Origin of the sequence: Flavobacterium ranwuense, assembly GCF_004349315.1 — a bacterium.
In the GTDB taxonomy this organism is placed as follows: Bacteria; Bacteroidota; Bacteroidia; order Flavobacteriales; family Flavobacteriaceae; genus Flavobacterium; species Flavobacterium ranwuense.
Window position 1 is genome coordinate 1 of sequence record NZ_SMLH01000008.1, and the last position, 22,630, is coordinate 22,630.

Here is a 22,630-nt window from a genome sequence, read left to right on the forward strand (position 1 = left end):
GCCATATAATTATACCATAACTTTAACTGGAGGCTGTGGAACTGTAACCGCTACAGGTTCTATAATGGTAAATCCAAAGCCTATTGGTTCTGCTTCAGCTCAGACCATTTGCAGTAAAGGAACTACTAGTGTTACACTAAACTCAACAGTAAGCGGCACAACATTTACTTGGACAGCTATACAAATAACACCGCCTGGCGGAACGATAACTGGATTTAGTAATTGTGCGGCCGCTTGTGGATCTACAATTGCCCAGACATTAACCAATTCAGGCACTACAACAGGTGTGGTTCGCTATACCGTAACACCAACTGCTGCCGGATGTCCAGGTACGACGTTTACCGTAGATGTAACTGTGAATCCAAAACCAGTAGTAACTTTAACTAATGTAACGGCACAATGTACAGCTACATTAACGGCACCAACGGCAACGGATAACTGTGGAGTCACAGTAACCGGAACTACAGGAGATCCATCAATTTATAATACCCAAGGAACATATCCTGTTAATTGGTCTTTTGATTTTGGCAATGGTATTGTAATCGCAGCAAGTCATAATGTAATTATCGATGACACAATAGCACCAGTACCAGACACAACACCAAACTTACCAGATGTTAACAAAGCAGGATGTGAGTTAACCACTTTACCTGCACCAACAGCAACTGATACTTGTAAAGGAACAATTACTGGTACAACAACAACTCCATTCCCAATTACAACAGAAGGAACTACAGTAGTAACTTGGACATACAATGATGGTAACGGAAACACAACAACTCAAACACAAAATGTAATACTGACAGCACCATCAATTTCTGGAGGATCATTGTCAGGCTATATTAGTGACATAGTTCCGACCCCTGCTGCTACTGACAATATAGCCATAACTTCTTGTCCAAATGATTCAAACCCAATTAGAATAAATTTATCAGGTGAAACAGGTACAATTGTTCGTTGGGAAAAATTCGAAGCTGGAGGTACTACATGGAGTGCTATTCCAAATACTGCTGACACCCACACCTATAATACTATCTTTAATTTTAGCAACACTAAATCCACTTTATTTAGAGCGCTAATTCAAGTAGGAAACTGTACGAAATATTCAAATATGGTAAACGTACATGCAATTCCTCCTGATGTACCACCAATTTTAGATCAAAATTTATTCAATATCTGTCTTGGTGATCAAGTTAGTTTAGTAGCTCGTAGCGGATATGCTTCGACAGTAGCAGTAGGAGATGGTGGAGATTTTAATGAGGGACAATTTCCAGAAAAGTGGGATCCAACGCAATGGAAAATTGATGGAGAAGTAGCAGGAACGGCATGGACAGCAGCAGCAAATAACACAAAAGTCAACAACTGGACAGGAACCAATGATGCTAAAAATGTAGGTACATCCTATATAATAAAATATGATAATGGCACAGCGGGGAAGAAATTTGGAATGGCTCATGGTAATTATAATAGTGCCGCTTATATTTCTAAGTTTGGTGTAGGACCAACAACTTTAGAAACTCCGATATTTAGTTTGGAAGGTTTAGCAGAAGCGTCTATCTGTTTCGATCAAGCGTATAATCTACATGCGGGAGATTATGCTAAGTTAGAGTTATCATTAGATGGCGGAGCAACTTATGACATTCCCTTACAAGAACTAATTGGAACAAACCCTCCATTAACTTGGGATTGGCAGAATCATTCTCCTTCAACTGCTAGTTATTATATGTTTGCAAACGATAACTCCTGTTTTGATTTATATGAATACATTAAAGAAATTCCTGCTGGCGGCCTTACTAATCTTAGAGTGAAGTGGACATTTTTTGGAACAACTGATGAAAGTGTATGGGCAATAGACAATATTACAATTCCTGTTAAACCTTATAGTGATGAGTTAGAATGGACCGATGGAATTGGAGAACCTGGGGTGTATATTGTAAAAGGTAAATTAGAGGTGGCATATACTTTTCCGCCTACATCGCCTGGCGTCCATAAATACGGAGCAACAAGTCTAATTAACGGATGTAGAGCATATGATCCAGACGGAACGGCAATAGCGACTGTAGTAGTAAATTATGCCTATGCCGGTGAAGCTATGGGATATACCAATGCCGAGTGTGGAGAAAGAACGGTTAATCTTAATGCGTTTGATAATACTAAAACTGCAGAACAAAATAAGGCTAAAGGTGCCTACCCATTAGCACTTAATACTTTTAGTGATGATCCAGGCACAGGAGCAACAGGAACATGGTCAGTCTTTAACACTACAAATACATGTGGAACCTATAGTTTTTCTGATGTCAAAAGTCCAACTTCATCCTTTTCAGGTGATGCGGGAGTTTATACTTTGAGATGGAAATTAGATGTTTCAGGTTGTTTTAGCGATGTCCAAGTAACATTAACCAGTTGTGATGTTATTGATTTTGATGGCGTTGATGATTATGTAGCTTTTAAAAATAATTATGGATTAGATAGTACATTTGGTACTGCATTTAGTATAGAAGTTTGGGTAAAACCAGATCCACAACCAGCAAACCCATTAAGTACCATCCAAACCATTCTATCTAAACGAAATGCAAACAGTCTTGTTGATGGTTATGACTTAAGACTTGTAGGCAGTACACTAACCTTTAATTGGAATAATGGAAGTAAAATAACTTCACCCTTCCCATTAACGACCAATAGATGGTATCATGTTGCTGTTACCTATAGTGGTGGAATCTATATATTGTATGTTGACGGAATTGAAGTTATTCGTTCTGCTGGTTCTGCACCAACAATTAATAGCTTTGAGTGCATTGCGGGAGCTATGGACCAAACAGGAAACCCTCCAAACAAACCTGTAAATCATTTTTCAGGATGGATGGATGAATTAAGAATTTGGGATATAGGTTTAAGTTCTGACCATGTACGACAAATGATGAATCAACAAATTATCAATAATGGCGCTGCTGTTAGAGGAGAAATAATACCTATTGATATTAATGGGCCAGATGCCAATAAAGACGGAACTGATGACCAACCTTTAAATTGGGCAAATTTAAAAGGCTATTACCGTATGAATCTAATTGACTGTGGTTATCTTAAACCTTTTGGAGGAAAAGGTGTTGATGGCAAATTAAGAAATATTACGAGTTCTCAAGAAGAGACTGCTCCTTTACCCTATGTTTCAATAAGAGATGGTAATTGGACCGATAGAGGTGCCGGTACAACTCCGTGGAAATACGGTCATTCTGTTTGGGATTATCCAAATAGTACTGGTTATAATGGAACTCTAATCGATTGGAATATTGTACAAACGGCACACAACATTAGTTCTGGGAATAAAGACATTACCGTATTAGGATTGATTTCAACTGCAGGTAAATTAACAATTGCAGATCCTACGCCAACCACTCCAATTGAAAAAAATGACGGTCAAGGGGTATGGATAACTCTTTATTTAAAATTGAATGGTACTATTGATCTGGTAGGAGAATCACAATTGGTACAAAAGAGATATGGTACTTATAATCCAACGGACCAATTATTTATTACGACTCAATTCAGCGAAAGTATTTTTGATGCAACCAGTTTAGGATATATTGAACGGGATCAACAAGGCAAAAAAAATAGTTTCAATTACAATTATTGGTCATCACCCGTAAGTACTATTCAAGGGCTCATTAATAATACGCCGCATAACGTTCCAGGTATTTTAAGAGATGGTACAAATTCTGCTGATCCGAAAACTATAACTTTTGGTGACGGTGCCTTTTTTGCCGACGGGCCCAATACAACTTTTATAAATATAAGTAACCGTTGGATATGGTCATACAATTCAGCAACACCCGATTCTAATACAGATTGGGATGATTATTTCCAATGGAACTATATTGGAAATACTGGGTCATTAAAAGCAGGAGAAGGATTTACGATGAAAGGAACAGGTGGAGCAGCAGATCTTGATGTAACACAAAATCATGTATTTGTCGGGAAACCCAATTCCGGAACCATTACACTGCCCTTACCTCCAATTCAAACCTATTTAGTAGGAAATCCCTATCCATCCGCACTCGATGCCAACGAATTTATTTTAGATAATTTAGCGGGCAGAAATGCTGAGGGCAAAAATGTATTTAATGGCGCGCTCTATTTCTGGGATCATTTTGGTAAGTCAGACAATCATATATTGGCTGAATATCAGGGTGGTTATGCAACTTATACTTTAACCGGAGGTGTTAAAGCTATTAATGACAGCCCTTTAAATGTAAATGATGGTTCATGGGGATCAAAAGTACCTGGACGTTACATACCCGTAGGACAAGGATTTTTTGTGGATGCCTATTTAGACCCTACCATAAATGGGACAACAACAACCGTTGATGGTGGTTATATTAATTTTAAAAATAGTCAAAGGGTATTCGTGAGAGAAACTTCGTCGAGTTCCATTTTCATGAAAACTGCGGGAACTAAAAACACAAAAAAAACAGATACTGATATAGATACAAGATCAAAAATAAGACTTGGTTTTGACTCTCCTGTGGGTATGCACCGACAACTATTAGTTGGAGCAGACAGTAATACAACCCCTCTTTTTGATATTGGTTATGATGCACAAATGTTCGACATGAATGAGAATGATATGTATTGGGAATTGAGTAACAGTCAGTTTGTGATTCAAGCAATTCCCGATTTTAATGTGAATCAAATAATCCCTATAGGTCTTGCTATAGCAAATGAAGGTAAAGCAACTATCAAGATTGATGCATTAGAAAACATACCTGAGACTACCAAAATCTATTTACATGATAACATTACTGGCATTTATCATGACATCCGGAATAGTAATTTTACAATTTCGTTAGCCATTGGTGAATACAAAAACCGTTTCTCCTTACAATTCACAAATAAAACACTTGATGTTGAAGAGAATAATTTGAATGATGGACTTATAGTTTTATATTCCAACAATTATAAAGTCTTAATTATTCAAAATAAAATTCTTGACGCAACTGTAAACGAAGTTCATCTCTTTAATTTATTAGGACAAGCTATGGCAAATTGGGATGTGAAAGATGAGAATCAAACCAAAATTCAAATTCCAATCAAAAATTTAAGTTCAGGAGTATACATAGTAAAACTAAAAACTTCAAAAGGGGATTACGGCAAAAAAATCATTATCAAATAAAAGGGATATTTCCAGTAATAAAATCCGATTCAATTAAGTAAACATTAACCTGAATTTTAACAATTGATTTAAATTATTATTTATATTTGAATTATAATTTTGGATTTACATCCAAAGCAAAAAATAAAACCAATTTTAACTTTACAAAAAATGAAAAAGATAATAACCTGTATAGCAATCGCATTTCTGACTGTAAATCTTAGTGCGCAAGAAAGTAAAACTGCCACAAAAGAAAAAGCAAAAAAAGAATCCTGTTGTGCTAAAAAAGATTCCAAATCAAAAGCAATGAGTGCTGATGAAATAGAAAAATGCCAAGCAAAATGCAAGGCCGAAGGAAAAAAGTGCGATGTCTCAACGGCAAAAGCAAGTGGAAAAAAATGCTAATCTAAAAAATATAAATTTTAATTTCCTATAAAAAACGCCTCTAGATTTAGAGGCGTTTTTCCATTTTAATAAATAGCTCAGCATTTTTTATTTGACTCTTACACTCCATTCAAAATCCATTTCGGATACTTGAACTCCTTTTTCATCCGTTCCAATAGACTTCATCCAGAAGGTTTGCCCTTCTCCAGTAGCAATTGTTTTTTGAATCGCTTGTTCGATTAGATAGCCATCTTTACAGGTAAAAGTGATTCTTCCTGTGGCTTTTTTGGTAAAATTCCCTTTATTATTAGCGACGAGCATAGATATTTTTCTCCCGCTTTTTTGAATTTGGAACATTACTAAAGCTCCTGTAGAAAGCTCTGCAGCCATTGCCTGCACAGCAAAATACATGGAGTTAAACGGATTTTGATTAATCCAACGGTGTTTTACTGATACCACACATTTGTTTTCATCAATCTCTTTTACACGCACACCACAGATAAATGCCGACGGTAATTTAAATAAGAGAAATTTATTAAGTTTTGACGCTGTAAGTTTCATATGTAGCTAATATTTGTTTTTATAGGAATATGGTATCGCCATTCTTCATTATTTTTGGAATTTTGAATCATGGCGGGTTCATTATTGCTAGGTTTTTTGCTAAAATACAAAAAAATAGTATGCATACATATTAAATTAATTTGTTAATTTTATGTTAATATTTGGTACTATGTGAAACAAGATACTGTCTTTTAGATATATATTTGCATAAGAAATTACTATATACTTTTAATCATGGAAACAACTACCGAAAAAAACACCGCAACTTTTACTCATTTGAGTGCATTAACTCAATATTTTATTCCTTTTGGAAATTATATTTTTCCAATAATACTTTGGACCTCGAAAAAGGAAAGTTCAGAATTTGTGGATCACCACGGAAAACAAGTACTTAATTTTCAGTTAAGTTTATTATTGTATTCTTTAGTGCTGATACTAATTGCAGTTCCAACATTTTTAATTACACTGTTTAGAAATGTTCCTTTAGAAGCTGTAGTAAATGATCACGATTTTGTCTTTAGAAATTTCAGCTTTGAAGGAAACATTGGAATGTTAACAGTAGGCTTAGTTGCTGTTTTAATTTTTGCCCTTTTAAAAGTGGCTGAATTCTTTTTAATCATTTATGCTTCAATCAAAACATCAAATGGTGAAAAATACAAATATCCAATAACGATTCCGTTTATTAAGTAGGAAAATAAAATGGATTAAAAGAGAATAGACGTAATAAATAAAACGAACCAAATAGCCCTGATTGAAATGGAAATCCTTTTTTATTTTTCCTTTAAAAATAAAAAAGATTGAAATGGAAAGCAGGAATTAGCTCCAAAAAAAAAAATCAATCATCAATCAGAAAATGAACCGTTTAATCAACACAAAATCAAAAAAAAGAAATTATGAATATTGAAAACACAAAAGCCCAGATGCGTAAAGGTGTTCTCGAGTTTTGCATCTTATCCGTATTAAAAGAAAAAGATGCATACACATCGGAAATATTGGACACATTAAAAAACGCAAAATTATTAGTCGTGGAGGGAACTATTTACCCGCTGCTAACCCGATTGAAAAATGATGGATTGCTCAACTATCGTTGGGAAGAATCCACATCAGGACCACCAAGAAAATATTATGGTCTAACCGAAATAGGACAAACATTTTTAAAAGAACTTAGTGGCACTTGGACTGAATTATCCGATGCCGTAAACCTTATAACCAACCAAAAACAATAGTCATGAACAAAACTGTAAATATAAATCTAGGCGGAATGTTCTTTCATATAGATGAAGATGCATACCAAAAATTAACTCGATATTTTGATGCCATAAAACGTTCTTTATCTAATTCATCAGGACATGATGAAATTATAAAAGATATTGAAATGCGTGTTTCAGAATTATTAAATGAGAAACAAATAAGCGACAAACATGTTGTGGGTTTAAAAGATGTAGATGAGGTTATTGCCGTAATGGGACAACCGGAAGATTACATTATTGAAGATGAGTTGAAAGGTTCTCTAACTTTTAGCGACCACTCTAACAGAAGAACAAAAAAATTATACCGTGATAAAGAAAAAGGCATGGTTGGTGGTGTTTCTTCAGGATTAGGTCATTATTTTGGAATTGATGCCGTATGGATCCGAATCGCTCTTATACTATTAGTTTTTGCTGGATTTGGAACTGGAATTTTGGTGTATATCATTCTTTGGATTGTTACTCCTGAAGCAGTTACCACATCTGAAAAACTGGAAATGACTGGAGAACCAGTAAATATTTCGAATATCGAAAAAAAAGTACGTGAAGAATTTGAAAACGTATCGGAAAAAATAAAAAATGCTGATTACGACAAATATGGCAATCAAATAAAAACTGGTGCCGGGAAACTAGGAAGCTCTCTTGGTGATTTTATCATGACAGTTTTCAAAATTTTCGCTAAGTTTTTGGGTGTGATTCTAATCATCACTGGAATTGCAACATTAGTTTCTTTACTAATTGCTGTTTTCACTTTAGGTTCATCTGATTTTATTAATGTACCATGGCAAAGTTTTATTGAAGCAGGAAATTTTACGGATTATCCAATATGGTCTTTTGGATTGTTAATGTTCTTTGCTGTTGGAATTCCGTTCTTTTTCTTGACACTTTTAGGTTTCAAATTATTGTCTCCAACCATGAAATCAATTGGAAACATTGCTAAATACACGTTATTGGCACTTTGGATAATTGCTATAGCGATACTAATTTCGATAGGAATAAAACAAGCATCAGAAGTGGCTTACGAAGGAAAAACAGTTCAGAAAGAAACGATTAATGTAATGCCAAATGACACTTTGTTTGTAAAATTCAGATACAATGAGTATTACACTAAAGACATCGATGAGAGAGAAAGCTTCAAGTTTGTTCAGGATTCAGCTAACACCCAATTGATTTATTCCAATAATGTAAGTTTAGAAATTTTACGTACCGATGAAAAATTACCTTTCATTCAAATTGAAAAAATAGCTAGAGGTAAATCATTTCAAGATGCAAAACGAAGAGCTGAAAAAATAAAATACGCTATCAAAATTGTAGGAAACCAGCTGATTCTAGATAATTATTTATTGACCGAAGTAGCTAATAAATTTCGTGATCAGGAAGTGGAAATATTTTTATACTTACCGGAAGGAATTTTATTAAAACCAGATTCTTCAGTACAAAATTTTGACAGATCTGACGATTCTTTCTTCAACTTACACTACAGTTCAGACAATTACATTTACAAAGTAGAAAATTCTCAAATAAAATGTTTAAATTGTCCTGCTGAAGAAAACGAGTATAATGATGTTGAAGCAGATAAAGATAGTGTTGAAGTAAACATTACTGGAAAAGTAACAGAAAATGACAGTATTACTACAACTACAGTAAAAGTAAACGGTGAAACGGTAACAGTAAATGAAGCTGGAACCAAAAAAGGCTTATCCATAAGTAAAAACGGTATAATCATAAAAAATTAAAGCTATGTTAAAAATCATCACATTAATTACAAAATTTATTCTGGTTGCCTTAACTGCCTTACTATTTGCATCCTGTAACCATTCCATAAATTTACACTCAATTGAAGGAAGTGGGAATGTTACCACTGAAAAAAGAATTGTCCAAGGTGATTTCAAAAACGTAGAAGTCAGTAATGCCATCGATCTTGTCATTGAACAATCAGACGTAACTGAAATAGTAGTTGAAGCTGATGATAATTTACAAAAACACATCTTTACCAAAGTTGAAAATGGCACACTCGTTATTTCTTGCGATAAAAATTCTTTTATCAATACGAAATCAAAAAAAGTAACCGTAAAAATGCCTGTTATTGATCAATTAGAAGCCAATAGCAGTGCATCAATAACAAGCATCAATACTATAAAAGGAGAAAACATCACACTAAATACTTCTAGTGCCGGAACTATGGACCTGAATATAGAATCAGATAATATTACTTGTGATTCCAGTAGTGGAAGCAGTATCACCATTAATGGAATAGCATTAAAAATGAAAGCAAATGCATCAAGTGGAAGCGAAATTGACTCCAAAAACTTATTAGCAAATGAAGTTAATGCTGAAGCTTCCAGTGGGGCCACCATAAGTATTCACCCTATTGTAAGTTTGGATGCCGAAGCTTCTAGCGGAGGAAGTATAAGCTATAATAAAGTTCCGAAATCAATTCGAAAAGAAACCAATTCCGGAGGAAGTATTCATCAAGAATAACAAATCTTTCTTAGTCTAAAAAAACATCCACCAATCATGGATGTTTTTTTTGAACTTCATTTATCGAAAATCAAATAATTAACCATCTATTTATTACAATAAATAACTATCTGAAATCATGGCAGTCCTATAAACAATTAATTACTTCAACAAATCATCAATCAAAATCAATCAAATTATGAAAAACAATTTCTTTAAGGCTACACCCTATTTAGCTTTATTTTTGGGAGTTACAACTCTTCAGGCGCAAGAAGGTAAAACAGTAGCCCCTGTAAACAATAAAGCAATATCAAAGTATGATTATCATGATACTTTTGGCCCAAATTTTTATACTAAAAACGGTACAGATTCCCACTCAGCAAGCGGTCAACCCGGAGCAAAGTACTGGCAAAACAGAGCCGATTATCAATTGACTGCTGTCTTGAATGAGAAAAACAATGAGATTATTGGTTCTGAAATTTTGACTTACACGAACAATAGCCCAGATAAGATTTCTTTTTTATGGATGAACGTGGATCAGAATTTATTTAAAAACAATTCCCTTGGAGAAACTGTTATTCCAATAACCGGAAGTCGCAACGGAGATAAAGGGCAAGTTTTTGACGGTGGTCATAAAATAAAATCGATAAAAATAGTTTCTGGAAAAAATGGAAAGACTGTCGAAACAGAAGCTAAATTTGAAATAATCGATACACGAATGCAAGTTTTCCTTCCTCAAGATTTGAATCCAAATGGAGCAAGCATCAAACTTAAAATTGACTTTTCATTTATTTCGCCAGACTTTGGGTCAGATAGAATGGGAGTTTTAGAAACCAAAAACGGCAAAGTATTTACCATGGCGCAATGGTATCCAAGAATGTGTGTTTATGACGATGTCAAAGGTTGGAATAGCTTACCTTATTTAGGCGCTGGAGAATTTTATCTGGAATTTGGTGACTTTGATGTAACCATTACAGCTCCTGCAAATCATATCGTAGTTAGCTCCGGTGAATTAATGAATCCATCTGAAGTATACACCGCTGAACAACAAAAACGTTGGGCAACAGCTTCCCAAAGCGACAAAACAATTGCAATTCGTTCTGCAGAAGAAGTGACAAATACTGCTTCAAGACCTTCAGGAAAAGCTACTTTGAACTGGCATTTTAAAATAAAAAATGCACGTGATGTTTCCTGGGCATCTTCGGCAGCATTTATTATTGATGCCGCAAAAATCAATTTGCCAAGCGGTAAAAAATCGTTAGCCATTTCAGCCTATCCTGTTGAGAGTTCTGGTCAAGATGCTTGGAGCCGCGCCACTGAATACACAAAATCATCGGTTGAGAATTATTCAAAACGATGGTTCGAGTATCCTTATCACGCAGCAACAAATGTAGCAGGAAACGAAGGTGGAATGGAGTATCCTGCAATTGTTTTTTGTGATTGGCAATCAAAAGGCAGTGAGCTATGGAGAGTTACGGACCATGAATTTGGACACGGATGGTTCCCAATGATTGTGGGCTCTAACGAACGTTTATTTGCTTGGATGGACGAAGGCTTAAATACCTTTATCAACTCACTGAGTTCCGAGGATTTTAACAACGGAGAGTACAAATCGAAACCAAAAGACATGCACAGAATGTCTAAAAGATTAACCAATCCGGAATTAGAACCTATTATGACTGCTCCTGACGGGATGAAAGAATCAAATCTAGGGTTGCTGGCTTATGAAAAACCATCTTCCGGGTTAGTTATGTTGCGTGAACAAGTGTTAGGCAAGGAACGATTTGATAAGGCTTTTAGAGTTTATACGGAACGCTGGGCTTTTAAACATCCAACGCCAGATGATTTTTTCAGAACTATAGAAAATGTTTCCGGAGAGGATTTAAACTGGTTTTGGAGAGCTTGGTTTGTAAACAATTGGAGTTTAGACCAAGGCATTTCAAAGATTAAGTATTTGAAAAATGATCCAAAATTGGGAGCTCTTATTTACATTGAAAATCTGGAAAAAATGGCTATGCCTGTAGTATTAGAAATTAAAACCAAAAGTGGCGCAACTAACCGTGTGCAACTTCCAGTAGAAATCTGGCAACGCAACACGAATTGGGTATTTAGAAATGCTTCTACGGAAGAAATTGAAACCATTACCATAGATCCAGATTACGCTTTACCTGATGTAAACACAAAAAATAATGTGTGGAGTTCGGACAAAAGTGAGTTAGAAAAAGCAGTTATTTTAGATAGTTATGTTGGTAGTTTTTCAAGTAAACAAATTCCGGTAGAAATTATTTTAACAGAAAACAATGGCAATCTTACTGCAAATGCGACAGGTCAACCGACGCTTACTTTAGACTCAATAGGTAAAGACAAATTTGGTTTTGAACAAGCAGGAATTGAAATTCATTTTAACGAAACTAAAAATGAATTTAAATTTAAAGTAAATGGTCAAGAATTCTTGTTTACAAAGGCTTAAAATAAATTCGTTAAGAAAAAAGCTATTTATCGATAAATAAAATCATTTTACAAAAATCAAAAAATCATCCATCACAAGTGGATGATTTTTTTATATTTGTGTAGACTCTAATATAAATAACTATGAAAAAATATACTGCTATACTCCTACTCCTTTTATCAACTACATTGACATTTGCACAGAAAAAGGAAAAAATAAAAGGCTCAAAAACAGTAACTGTGGAACAAAGAGAAGTTGGGAATTTCGAGTCGCTAACTGTTGAAGACAATCTCGAAGTATACTTGGAAAGAGGTGAAAAAACCGAACTAAAAATTGAAGCCGATGAAAATTTACACGATATTATTTCGCTGGATTTAATAGACAATATGCTTCGTATTTATACCTCAAAACAAGCCACCAATTATAAGAAACTGATTGTTAGAATAACGTATACCAATGATTTAAAACTGATTACTTCAAAAAACGAAACGACAATAAATGCAATTCAAGAAATTTTATTAAACGACCTTACCCTTAAAACATACGATACATCCAAACTATTTTTGAATGTGAATGCTAAAAACTTCGTATTACAATCTGATGATAAATCAAAAACAGAACTCAATTTAAAATCAGAAAATACTACTATCGAATTAAGTAAAAATGCATCTCTAAAAGCCTTAGTTACCACAACTGATTTGAAAGTGGATATGTACCAAAAATCAAATGCAACTATCGAAGGAGACGCAACTAATGCCATCATTCGGTTGGATAATAACTCGAGCTTAACCGGAAATAAGTTAACTATAAAAAATGTTGATGTAACCACAGAAAGTTATTCCAATTGCACCGTAAATGCGGTAACATCAGTTATTATAGACGCTGCAAATAAATCAGAAATTCAACTTGTGGGCGCTCCAAAAATTGAAATCCGAAAATTTGCCGATGAAGCTAAATTGATAAAAAAATTGAAATAGGAAACCCTCTCCCCAACCCTTTCCAAAGGAGAGGGAGTAAAAACTGGATTGATCCTATATATCCTAACCAACAAAAAGTCCCACTTGCAAAGGCAAATGGGACTTTTTTTATCTTAAAAAATCAGATTCTGATTATTCTTTAGAAGCCAAATATCTTTCAGCATCAAGAGCTGCCATACAGCCCGTTCCGGCTGCTGTAATCGCTTGACGATATACATGATCCGCAGCATCGCCCGCTACGAAAACGCCATCAACATTTGTTTTTGAAGTTCCTGGAGTATTGATAATATATCCTGTTTCGTCTAATGTGATATAATCTTTGAAAATATCTGTATTTGGTTTGTGACCAATAGCTACGAAGAAACCTGTTGCAGAAATATCAAAAACTTCATTTGTAGTTTTATTTAAAGCCTTCACAGCAGTAACTACTTGCTCATCACCTAATACTTCTACAGTATCGTGATTCATTAATATAGTAATGTTTTCTGTTTTTCGAACGCGTTCTTCCATGATTTTAGAAGCTCTGAATTTTTCGCTGCGCACTAACATTGTTACTTTTTTACACAATTTGGACAAATAGTGTGCTTCTTCACAAGCTGAATCTCCTGCTCCTACAATTACTACTTCTTGATTTCTATAGAAAAAACCGTCACAAACAGCACATGCAGAAACTCCTCCACCCATTTTTAAATAGTGTTGTTCTGATGGTAAACCTAAATATTTAGCCGATGCTCCTGTCGAAATAATTACAGTTTCACAATGCAATTCTTTTGTGCCATTGATCCAAACTTTATGAATATCTTCTGAAAAATCTACTTTTGTTGCCCAACCATCACGAACATCAGTACCAAAACGTTGTGATTGAGATTGCAATTGAACCATCATTTCAGGACCCGTAACACCATCAACATAACCCGGAAAGTTCTCTACTTCATTGGTTGTTGTCAGTTGACCTCCAGGTTGGATTCCTTGGTATAAAACAGGGTTCATATTAGCTCTGGCGGCATAAATAGCTGCAGTATAACCAGCTGGACCAGAACCTATAATAAGACATTTAATTTTTTCGATTGTATCAGACATGTTGTTTTTTATTACATTTATGAAGTTGCAAATGTAGTTTTTTAATAAAAAAATATGGCGATAAAAAGATCATTTTTACCTATTCCGAAATAATATTCCCCTATTTTGTTTTTTGGTTTGGTCAAATAAAAAATAATTCTATCTTTGCACCAGAATTACGGGGTGTAGCGTAGCTCGGTTATCGCGCCTGCTTTGGGAGCAGGAGGCCGCAGGTTCGAATCCTGCCACCCCGACAAAAGTCGAACAGAAATGTTCGACTTTTTTGTATGATAAAATCATCATGGCATCCCGAAAAGATGAAACCGAAAGGTCCTAAGAATGGACCTTTACAACCTAATTCGTAAAATAAGGTTGTAAAATATCTTCAAAATTATACAAACCTTTACTTTTGTTTTTTAAATTTTCGGCAACAAAAATCACACCGCTACCAAATGCTTCCCTTGAAATGGATTCGTGAATCAGTCGAACCGTTTGAAATGGAAATCCAAAAATTATTTCATGTTTCCCAACAATACCCCCTGCCCTAACCGAATTTATATTCTCTTTTTCAACATCCAATGCTTCCGCAATTTTAATTGCAGTACCTGAGGTTCCCTCTTTTAATTTAAAATGCTCTTCATTGATTTCAACATCTACCCATGGCGCAATTTTTTTTAAAAATTTAGCTGCAAATAATAAATAATTAACCCCTAAAGTAATATTTGGAGACCAAAACACAGTGGTTTGTAGTGCTAATTCTTTCAGTAATTCTATTTCCTTTTCTGTATAATGAGATATAGCCGAAATAATTTTAATTTCCCGCTCAGCAGCTATTAATCCATAAGTGTAAATTCCTTGATCTGAAGAAAAATCAATAATAATATCCACCGGATGTTTATCTAAAAGTTCTTCCATTGAAATTTTAGAACTGGAATATATTAATCCAGGCTCATCAGAATGTACCCCTAAGAATTCAGGAACTGATCTATGTTCTAAAAGTGTACTTTGCCTTAACACCCATTCCAAACAAAATTCTTTATTTTGAAGAATTACTGAAGCTACGGCTTTACCTGTTTTTCCAAATCCTATTAGTCCAATTTTCATGTTATTGTTTTTATTTTTTATTAAAATATAGAAGCATGTATTAATTTGAATAATTAAATTACTTCTGAAATAATTTTATTTCTATTTTTACCCTTATCAGATGTTTTTGAAACATTGTTTTTTCGAAATGGCGCTGACTGCTTTTTTTATAAAAATCTAATTGTGAAGATTAATAAGTATTCAAATTTCAAATAAAACCGATAAAAGGTTCAGCAACAAACCCCCTATTAAAAGAAAATAAATCGAGGCATAGAAATCTAAAAAATAAGCTCATAACACTATTTATACCTGTTAATGTAAACATAGACATTTCAATCTAGGTACAGCCACAGGATATCTTTTATTATACCAATTAATTTGATTATTTGATATTCTTCATTTTTCAGATAAATAAATATTAAAATCTTGTCTCTTGCACATATGGTGGTAAAAAACATCGGGATTGAAACGAACCGCTGGAATAGCTCCCGAAAATCATATCCGTTTTAAAAATTCGAATCTGTCAAATAGCGACTAATCAACCTTTAACAAATGTTAACAAAATAGATTTTTAGAAACCATAAATAATTGTATTTTTACGGTTCAAAATTTAGAAAAATAAATGGGCAAAATCATCGCGATTGCTAATCAAAAAGGTGGAGTTGGAAAGACTACAACGTCTGTAAATCTGGCTGCTTCACTGGGTGTTTTAGAAAAGAAAGTGTTACTTATTGATGCTGACCCCCAGGCAAATGCCTCATCAGGATTGGGTATTGATGTTGAATCTGTCGAAATTGGCACGTACCAAATTCTGGAACATAGTCATACGCCCAAAGAGGCCATTATAAAATGTTCCGCTCCAAATGTAGATGTGATTCCATCCCATATTGATCTCGTTGCTATTGAAATCGAATTAGTCGATAAAGAAAACAGGGAGTATATGCTTAAAAAAGCATTGGAAAGTGTCAAAGATGACTACGATTATATCATTATAGATTGCGCACCCTCTCTTGGATTACTTACCTTGAATGCTTTGACTGCTGCAGATTCTGTAATTATTCCTATTCAATGTGAGTATTTTGCATTAGAAGGTTTGGGCAAATTATTGAATACAATAAAAAGCATCCAAAAAATTCACAATCCGGATTTAGATATCGAAGGGTTATTATTGACCATGTTTGACTCGAGATTGCGTTTATCAAACCAAGTAGTTGAAGAGGTTCAAAAACATTTTAACGACATGGTTTTTGATACCATTATTCAAAGAAATGTAAAACTGAGCGAAGCGCCAAGCTTTGGAGAAAGTATAATAAACTACGATGCCACAAGCAAAGGAGCTACTAACTACTTACATCTTGCTCAAGAAGTTATAAAGAAAAACAGTAAATAGTTTTATGGCAAAAGCAGTAAAAAAACAAGCATTAGGAAGAGGATTATCTGCATTATTGAAAGATCCGGAAAACGATATAAAATCCGTAAACGATAAAAATGCCGATAAAGTTGTAGGGAATATTATTGAGCTTGAAATTGATGCGATCGAAATAAATCCGTTTCAGCCCAGAAGTAATTTCAATGAAGAATCTCTGAGAGAACTAGCAACTTCTATCAAAGAATTAGGTGTTATTCAGCCGATTACCGTACGTAAATTAGACTTCAATAAATACCAATTAATTTCGGGTGAGCGCCGTCTTCGAGCGTCGACTCTTGTGGGGTTAAAAACTGTCCCTGCATACATTCGTATTGCAAATGACAACGAATCATTGGTTATGGCTTTGGTGGAAAACATCCAACGTCATGATTTAGATCCAATTGAAATTGCACTTTCGTACCAACGTTTGATTGATGAAATTCAATTGACTCAGGAACAAATGAGTGAGCGTGTAGGAAAAAAACGTTCTACAATCGCTAATTATTTGAGACTTCTAAAATTAGACCCGATAATCCAAACCGGAATTCGTGATGGTTTCATTAGTATGGGGCACGGTCGTGCGATAATCAACATTGAAGATCAAGATATTCAAACTGATATTTATCAAAAAATTGTGAGTCAAAATCTATCCGTTCGAGATACGGAAGCTTTGGTAAAAAACTATCAGGAAAGCTTAAAACCTAAACCTGCCGGCAAACCAAAAGCAGCTTCATTTGAAATTGCAGATGCTCACAAAAGTACTTTTACAAATTATTTCGGAACCAAAGTCGATGTAAAAGTAGCAGGAAACGGCAAAGGAAAAATCACTATTCCATTTCATTCTGAAGAAGACTTCAATAGAATTATTAAACTAATAAACGAGTAGTGCATAAAATCATTTTCATAGGTCTATTCCTTTTTATTATAGGAAACACTACTGTTTTTGCCCAAACGGAAACTAATGCTGTGCTTGTAGCAAAAGATACTTTGAAATCGAATGACATTGACCCGTTAACTCCTGCAAAAGCAGCTTTTTATTCAGCCGTTTTACCAGGGTTGGGGCAAGCTTACAACAAAAAATACTGGAAAATACCACTGGTTTATGGAGCTATCGGAACCAGTCTCTATTTTTATATCGATAGCAATAAAAAATACCATCAATACAGAGACGCTTATAAAAGCCGATTGGAAGGATATGTAACCGATGATTTGGCTTTCTTAGATAATAACCGATTGATTGCCGGACAAAAATTTTATCAGAGAAATCGTGACTTATCTGCATTATTTGTTGTGGCTTTTTATGCTTTAAATATTATTGATGCTAATGTGGATGCCGCTTTAATACAATTCAATGTAGATGAGAACTTATCAATAAGACCAGTTCTTTATCCGAATGATGTAACATTAAAGACTAATGTAGGACTAACATTTAATTATAATTTTTAGAAACCAAAAGCTTACATAAAGAAAAATAACAGCTCATTATGTCATTAATTAATAAAATAGGGAAGAAATATTTTTTTATTATAACTACAGTTTTGTTATTAATCACTTTAATAAATTATTCAGAAATTAAAGAGCTTGAGGCTATTCGAATGAATAATTTCTTTTCTGGATTTATCGCTGGAATTTTAATAGGGCTCTTGTTTGCAGGAATCGTAAATTATTCAAAATTTAAAAAATAAACAAATGAAAATTGCGCTTTTAGGGTATGGAAAAATGGGTCAGGTAATTGAAAGAATTGCACTGGAAAGAGGTCATGAAATCGTTTTGAAAAAAGATGAAAACAATACTTTTGACGGTCTTTCAAGTGCTGATGTGGCTATAGATTTCAGTGTTCCAACAGCTGCAGTCCCTAATATTTCCAGTTGTTTCCATGCTAATATCCCTGTGATTTCAGGAACAACAGGCTGGCTAGAGCATTATGATGAAATGGTGGCACTTTGTGCTGCAAAGAACGGTGGTTTTATCTCTAGTTCTAACTTTAGTTTAGGTGTAAATATTTTCTTTGAACTCAATGAATATTTGTCAAAAATCATGTCAAAATTTGACAATTACTCGGTTGACATGGAAGAAATCCATCATACCCAGAAACTAGACGCACCAAGTGGCACTGCAATTTCATTAGCCAAAGGAGTAATTGAAAATAGTTCTTACACCAATTGGACATTAGAAAAACCAGAAGCTAGCCAAATTCATATCGAAGCAAAAAGAATAGGAACTGTTCCGGGAACACATACCGTAACCTATAATTCTGTTGTTGATGCTATCGAAATAAAACATACAGCACACAATCGTGAAGGTTTTGCTTTAGGTGCTGTAATTGCAGCAGAATGGATTGTGGGAAAAAAAGGGATTTTCACAATGAAGGATGTATTAGAATTAGATAAATAGATTTTTAGAAATTATAAAACTTTCTAATTTTTTAATAAACAAATAACCGATTAACCAAACAAACATATTATGTCAGCATATCAATGGTTTATATTTTTTCTGCTTGTACAAATAGTACACTTTTTAGGAACATGGAAATTATACGAAAGTGCAGGAAGAAAACGCTGGGAAGCAGCCATTCCAGTATATAATGCTATTGTTTTGATGAAAATAATAGGCCGCCCAACTTGGTGGACCATTTTACTTTTTATTCCAATTATTAATTTGATTATGTTTCCTGTAATCTGGATAGAAACATTGAGAAGTTTTGGAAAACGATCTGGATTAGATACTTTTTTAGGGCTTATAACTCTTGGATTTTACATCTATTATGTCAATTATACTCAAAAATTAAATTACATAGCTGATAGAAGTTTAAGTCCCGAAAACAAAACCGCTGATACGGTTAGCTCTTTACTTTTTGCAGTTATCGTAGCTACTTTGGTTCATACCTATTTAATTCAACCGTACACAATTCCTACCTCTTCATTAGAAAAATCCTTATTGGTAGGTGATTTTTTATTTGTAAGCAAAATGAATTATGGTGCCCGAATTCCAATGACAACTGTGGCATTGCCAATGGTTCACGATTCGATACCTTTAGTTCAAAAAAAATCATACTTAACTTGGCCACAATTGCCTTATTTAAGATTACCAGGAATACAAAATATTAATAGAACAGACATCGTTGTATTTAACTGGCCGGTTGATACTGTTTATAGATTTTTTGACACTTCAAAAAGACGCGCTTTCAAACCGGTAGACAAAAAATCCAATTATGTAAAAAGATGTGTTGGAATTCCTGGAGACAACTTGTCTATAAAAGACGGTATGATTTATATTGATGGCAAACTATTGGAAATGCCCGAAAGAGCAAAACCACAATTCTCATACAAAGTAGCATTAGACGGAAAAACGCCAATCGATTTTGAATATTTACTTAAAGAGATGGACGTAACTGACCCTGTGATGGTTACTGATGAAACTCGAAGAGATACATTATTCTTTAGTGCATTGACAGCAGCAGGGGCGGAAAGATTGAAAAATGTACCCGGTATAACAGCTGTTACAAGACAAATATCCAGAGTTGTTGATGAATCTAATCATGGGAAAGGTGTTTTTCCTCACATCAATAAATGGAACAGTGATAACTATGGTCCCATCTATGTCCCTGAAAAAGGAAAAACTGTCGCTTTAACAACAGAATCATTACCATTTTACAAAACCATAATTACTGATTATGAAACAAATGAAAATGGAGATAAAAACGACCTTAAAGTAACAGGAAACGAAATAAGACTAAACGGAAAAGTGGTTAAAGATTATACTTTCCAACAAAATTATTACTGGATGATGGGTGACAACCGTCATAACTCTGAAGACAGTCGTTTTTGGGGATTTGTTCCTGAAAATCACATTGTAGGGAAACCTATTTTTATCTGGTTAAGCTGGGATACTAACGGTAAAGGTTTGAATAAAATACGTTGGGACAGAGTTTTTACAACTGTTAGCGGTGAAGGTCAACCTCAATCTTATTTTAAATATTTCCTAATCGCTTTAGCAGCATTTTTTATTGGAGATTATTTTTGGAAAAAAAGAAAAGAGACAAAAAATTAGTCAAAAGCTTCAAGGTCTAAAGTCATAAAGTTTCTATTTAATCTAGCTTTATGACTTTTGACTTTATAACTTTAAAAACTTTAGACAAATATGAACACTCTCATCCATCCTACCTATTTTCCATCAATTAGCCATTTTGCAGCCATGGTACAATCGGAAAATATCACTTTTGAAATAGAAGATAATTTTCAGAAACAAACCAACCGCAACCGCGCTTATATTTATAGTCCAAACGGAATTCAGTTATTGAATATCCCGGTAAAACATTCGAAAGAAAATCATCAAAAAACAAAAGACATCAAAATTGAAACTGATTTTGACTGGCAAAAACAACACTTCAAATCATTAGAAGCAGGATACCGAAGTTCTCCTTTTTTTGAATTTTTCGAAGATGATATCAGACCAATTTTCGAAAAAAAATATACTTTTTTATTGGATTTAAATTTTGAGGTTTTAGCCATTCTATCAAAATGTTTCCGTCTAAAATTAGATTACACAACAACAACTGAATACTTTCATGATGTTGATACAACAACAATCACAGATTTCAGGGCTTTGGTAAACGGGAAAAAAGATCTTTCTCTATTCGAGAGTTACACACAGGTTTTTGATGATAAACATGGTTTTATCAACAATCTTAGCGTTCTGGATTTGCTGTTTAATGAAGGGAAATATGCGATGGATTATCTAAAAAAACAAGAACTGATTTTAAAATAAAATTCTTAATTAGATTTTTATTCAAAAGACAATCTTGCCATAATAGGAAAATGATCTGAGTTTATAAATTTCGGGAAATTTTCAAACTTCTTTACTTTCATTTTTTCGTCAGCAAAAATATAATCAATTCTGGCGGGATAATACCTGAATTTATACGTCTCTCCAAAACCTTTTCCTGCTTCTTCAAAGCTGTCTTTCAACTTTCCTTTGATACTTCGGTACACATACGAAAACGCACTATTGTTCATGTCTCCGCAAATGATAATTGGATACGTACATTTCATTTTATGCTCCTTGAAAATCTCCGCTTGCTGTTGCTGTTGCTTGAACGCTTTACTTATCCTAATAAATAGCATTTGTGATTTTTGCTGATTAATAGCGTCGATATTTTCATCAATTTCATTAACATCAGGAGAAATTTTAATGGACTGTATGTGCATATTATACACTCTGATAATATCTTTCCCTTTTTTTATATCCGCAAAAACAACGTTATTACTGGAATTTGGAAAAATAATATTTCCTTGGTCAATAATCGGGAATTTAGAAAAAATAGCCTGCCCCGTTTTAATTTGGTTTCCATCAGTAAAAATATATCGGTGCGGATACACTTTCAAATCAATGTCAGCAGATGAAGAGTATTCCTGAACACACAATATATCAGGGTTTTTATCATTTATAAAGGTGAGAATATCAGAAGGAACATCGTCTCTGTCAATCCATTTAAAAACATTAAACAGACGAACATTATAACTCATTACGGTAAAATCCTTTTCTTCTTTAGAAAATTCAGGAGAAGAAAATTTATAAAATTTATTTATAAAAGTAATTCCTATCAACAAAACCAAACCTGAAACTATCACTTGTTTTTTGAATTGCAATGCCCAATACACAAAAAACAAGCCATTCAAGATAAAAAAGAGTGGCATAAAAAGTGTCAAAACAGACAAAAGAGGAAATGATTTTGGCGCCAAAAAGGGCAAAACATAGGCAATAAAAGTCACAATAGTAAGGACTATATTCAAAAAAAACATTCCTTTATTAAACCATGAAAGATTTTTCATTTTCTACATTTTTTATTAAGACAAT

19 protein-coding genes and 1 tRNA gene are annotated in these 22,630 nt (G+C 34.0%); 16 read left to right on the forward strand and 4 right to left on the reverse strand.

Annotated features, from left to right (window positions below):
* Together E0I61_RS12485 and E0I61_RS12490 are read left to right on the forward strand one after the other, a co-directional pair.
* On the forward strand, positions 1-5,167 hold a 5,167-nt coding region (locus E0I61_RS12485; RefSeq protein WP_132071787.1), incomplete at its 5' end, for a LamG-like jellyroll fold domain-containing protein.
* A 150-nt stretch (positions 5,168-5,317) separates the two neighbouring features.
* Entirely contained in the window at positions 5,318-5,551 is a 234-nt protein-coding gene (locus E0I61_RS12490; protein ID WP_131993126.1) for a hypothetical protein, read from the forward strand.
* An 87-nt stretch (positions 5,552-5,638) separates the two neighbouring features.
* Here the strand turns inward: E0I61_RS12490 and E0I61_RS12495 are convergent, their stop codons facing one another.
* Positions 5,639-6,091 (reverse strand): DUF4442 domain-containing protein, encoded by a 453-nt coding sequence (locus tag E0I61_RS12495; protein WP_131993129.1) that lies wholly within the window; start codon positions 6,089-6,091, stop codon positions 5,639-5,641.
* 234 nt (positions 6,092-6,325) lie between these two features.
* Here E0I61_RS12495 and E0I61_RS12500 point away from each other — a divergent pair, with 234 nt between their 5' ends.
* The 6 genes from E0I61_RS12500 to E0I61_RS12525 all read left to right on the forward strand — a co-directional run bounded on the left by E0I61_RS12500 (position 6,326) and on the right by E0I61_RS12525 (position 13,224).
* Positions 6,326-6,781, forward strand: a complete 456-nt coding sequence (locus E0I61_RS12500; protein WP_132071789.1) for a DUF4870 domain-containing protein — start codon at positions 6,326-6,328, stop codon at positions 6,779-6,781.
* Between the two features lie 203 nt (positions 6,782-6,984).
* Positions 6,985-7,317, forward strand: coding sequence for a PadR family transcriptional regulator (locus E0I61_RS12505; protein ID WP_099713267.1), 333 nt, complete (start codon positions 6,985-6,987; stop codon positions 7,315-7,317).
* Positions 7,318-7,319: 2 nt separating this feature from the next.
* Positions 7,320-9,074 (forward strand): PspC domain-containing protein, encoded by a 1,755-nt coding sequence (locus tag E0I61_RS12510; RefSeq protein ID WP_132071791.1) that lies wholly within the window; start codon positions 7,320-7,322, stop codon positions 9,072-9,074.
* Between the two features lie 4 nt (positions 9,075-9,078).
* Positions 9,079-9,819 (forward strand): head GIN domain-containing protein, encoded by a 741-nt coding sequence (locus tag E0I61_RS12515; RefSeq protein ID WP_132071793.1) that lies wholly within the window; start codon positions 9,079-9,081, stop codon positions 9,817-9,819.
* Between the two features lie 178 nt (positions 9,820-9,997).
* Complete coding sequence (locus E0I61_RS12520) at positions 9,998-12,268, forward strand: M1 family metallopeptidase (RefSeq protein ID WP_132071795.1); 2,271 nt, start codon at positions 9,998-10,000, stop codon at positions 12,266-12,268.
* A 122-nt stretch (positions 12,269-12,390) separates the two neighbouring features.
* A complete protein-coding gene (locus E0I61_RS12525) occupies positions 12,391-13,224 on the forward strand; it encodes a GIN domain-containing protein (protein ID WP_132071797.1) in 834 nt (277 codons plus the stop codon).
* A 132-nt stretch (positions 13,225-13,356) separates the two neighbouring features.
* Here E0I61_RS12525 and trxB read toward each other — a convergent pair whose 3' ends face one another.
* Complete coding sequence (trxB, locus tag E0I61_RS12530; RefSeq protein WP_132071799.1) at positions 13,357-14,304, reverse strand: thioredoxin-disulfide reductase; 948 nt, start codon at positions 14,302-14,304, stop codon at positions 13,357-13,359.
* Positions 14,305-14,462: 158 nt separating this feature from the next.
* Here trxB and E0I61_RS12535 point away from each other — a divergent pair.
* Positions 14,463-14,537 (forward strand) — tRNA-Pro (locus tag E0I61_RS12535).
* 100 nt (positions 14,538-14,637) lie between these two features.
* On the opposite strand, the gene E0I61_RS12540 is transcribed toward E0I61_RS12535, so the two are convergent.
* Positions 14,638-15,387 carry a 4-hydroxy-tetrahydrodipicolinate reductase gene (locus E0I61_RS12540; protein ID WP_131993152.1) on the reverse strand — a complete coding sequence of 250 codons (750 nt, stop codon included), beginning with the start codon at positions 15,385-15,387 and terminating at the stop codon, positions 14,638-14,640.
* Positions 15,388-15,988: 601 nt separating this feature from the next.
* Between E0I61_RS12540 and E0I61_RS12545 the strand changes: the two genes are divergently transcribed.
* The 7 genes from E0I61_RS12545 to E0I61_RS12575 all read left to right on the forward strand — a co-directional run bounded on the left by E0I61_RS12545 (position 15,989) and on the right by E0I61_RS12575 (position 21,541).
* Positions 15,989-16,756 carry a ParA family protein gene (locus tag E0I61_RS12545; protein ID WP_132071801.1) on the forward strand — a complete coding sequence of 256 codons (768 nt, stop codon included), beginning with the start codon at positions 15,989-15,991 and terminating at the stop codon, positions 16,754-16,756.
* Between the two features lie 4 nt (positions 16,757-16,760).
* Positions 16,761-17,660 carry a ParB/RepB/Spo0J family partition protein gene (locus tag E0I61_RS12550; RefSeq protein WP_131993158.1) on the forward strand — a complete coding sequence of 300 codons (900 nt, stop codon included), beginning with the start codon at positions 16,761-16,763 and terminating at the stop codon, positions 17,658-17,660.
* Positions 17,660-18,220: a DUF5683 domain-containing protein gene (locus E0I61_RS12555; RefSeq protein WP_131993161.1), complete on the forward strand. Its 561-nt coding sequence runs from the start codon at positions 17,660-17,662 to the stop codon at positions 18,218-18,220. The genes E0I61_RS12550 and E0I61_RS12555 overlap by 1 nt, the downstream gene beginning before the upstream one ends.
* 38 nt (positions 18,221-18,258) lie before the next feature.
* Complete coding sequence (locus E0I61_RS12560; protein WP_131993164.1) at positions 18,259-18,459, forward strand: hypothetical protein; 201 nt, start codon at positions 18,259-18,261, stop codon at positions 18,457-18,459.
* Positions 18,460-18,463: 4 nt separating this feature from the next.
* Positions 18,464-19,168, forward strand: a complete 705-nt coding sequence (dapB, locus tag E0I61_RS12565) for a 4-hydroxy-tetrahydrodipicolinate reductase (RefSeq protein ID WP_131993167.1) — start codon at positions 18,464-18,466, stop codon at positions 19,166-19,168.
* 69 nt (positions 19,169-19,237) lie between these two features.
* The gene (gene lepB / locus E0I61_RS12570) at positions 19,238-20,824 is read left to right on the forward strand and encodes a signal peptidase I (protein WP_132071803.1); all 1,587 of its coding nucleotides are present in this window, start codon (positions 19,238-19,240) and stop codon (positions 20,822-20,824) included.
* Positions 20,825-20,914: 90 nt separating this feature from the next.
* Entirely contained in the window at positions 20,915-21,541 is a 627-nt protein-coding gene (locus E0I61_RS12575) for a WbqC family protein (RefSeq protein ID WP_132071805.1), read from the forward strand.
* Between the two features lie 17 nt (positions 21,542-21,558).
* On the opposite strand, the gene E0I61_RS12580 is transcribed toward E0I61_RS12575, so the two are convergent.
* Positions 21,559-22,605, reverse strand: a complete 1,047-nt coding sequence (locus E0I61_RS12580) for an endonuclease/exonuclease/phosphatase family protein (RefSeq protein WP_132071807.1) — start codon at positions 22,603-22,605, stop codon at positions 21,559-21,561.
* Positions 22,606-22,630: the final 25 nt, after the last annotated feature.

Coding starts and splice junctions, on each gene's coding strand:
- E0I61_RS12505 (WP_099713267.1), top strand. CDS start 6,985: ATGAATATTGAAAACACAAAAGCCCAGATGCGTAAAGGTGTTCTCGAG.
- E0I61_RS12560 (WP_131993164.1), top strand. CDS start 18,259: ATGTCATTAATTAATAAAATAGGGAAGAAATATTTTTTTATTATAACT.
- E0I61_RS12525 (WP_132071797.1), top strand. CDS start 12,391: ATGAAAAAATATACTGCTATACTCCTACTCCTTTTATCAACTACATTG.
- trxB (WP_132071799.1), bottom strand. CDS start 14,304: ATGTCTGATACAATCGAAAAAATTAAATGTCTTATTATAGGTTCTGGT.
- E0I61_RS12490 (WP_131993126.1), top strand. CDS start 5,318: ATGAAAAAGATAATAACCTGTATAGCAATCGCATTTCTGACTGTAAAT.
- E0I61_RS12575 (WP_132071805.1), top strand. CDS start 20,915: ATGAACACTCTCATCCATCCTACCTATTTTCCATCAATTAGCCATTTT.
- E0I61_RS12580 (WP_132071807.1), bottom strand. CDS start 22,605: ATGAAAAATCTTTCATGGTTTAATAAAGGAATGTTTTTTTTGAATATA.
- E0I61_RS12495 (WP_131993129.1), bottom strand. CDS start 6,091: ATGAAACTTACAGCGTCAAAACTTAATAAATTTCTCTTATTTAAATTA.
- E0I61_RS12545 (WP_132071801.1), top strand. CDS start 15,989: ATGGGCAAAATCATCGCGATTGCTAATCAAAAAGGTGGAGTTGGAAAG.
- E0I61_RS12520 (WP_132071795.1), top strand. CDS start 9,998: ATGAAAAACAATTTCTTTAAGGCTACACCCTATTTAGCTTTATTTTTG.
- E0I61_RS12515 (WP_132071793.1), top strand. CDS start 9,079: ATGTTAAAAATCATCACATTAATTACAAAATTTATTCTGGTTGCCTTA.
- E0I61_RS12500 (WP_132071789.1), top strand. CDS start 6,326: ATGGAAACAACTACCGAAAAAAACACCGCAACTTTTACTCATTTGAGT.
- E0I61_RS12510 (WP_132071791.1), top strand. CDS start 7,320: ATGAACAAAACTGTAAATATAAATCTAGGCGGAATGTTCTTTCATATA.
- E0I61_RS12540 (WP_131993152.1), bottom strand. CDS start 15,387: ATGAAAATTGGACTAATAGGATTTGGAAAAACAGGTAAAGCCGTAGCT.
- dapB (WP_131993167.1), top strand. CDS start 18,464: ATGAAAATTGCGCTTTTAGGGTATGGAAAAATGGGTCAGGTAATTGAA.
- lepB (WP_132071803.1), top strand. CDS start 19,238: ATGTCAGCATATCAATGGTTTATATTTTTTCTGCTTGTACAAATAGTA.
- E0I61_RS12550 (WP_131993158.1), top strand. CDS start 16,761: ATGGCAAAAGCAGTAAAAAAACAAGCATTAGGAAGAGGATTATCTGCA.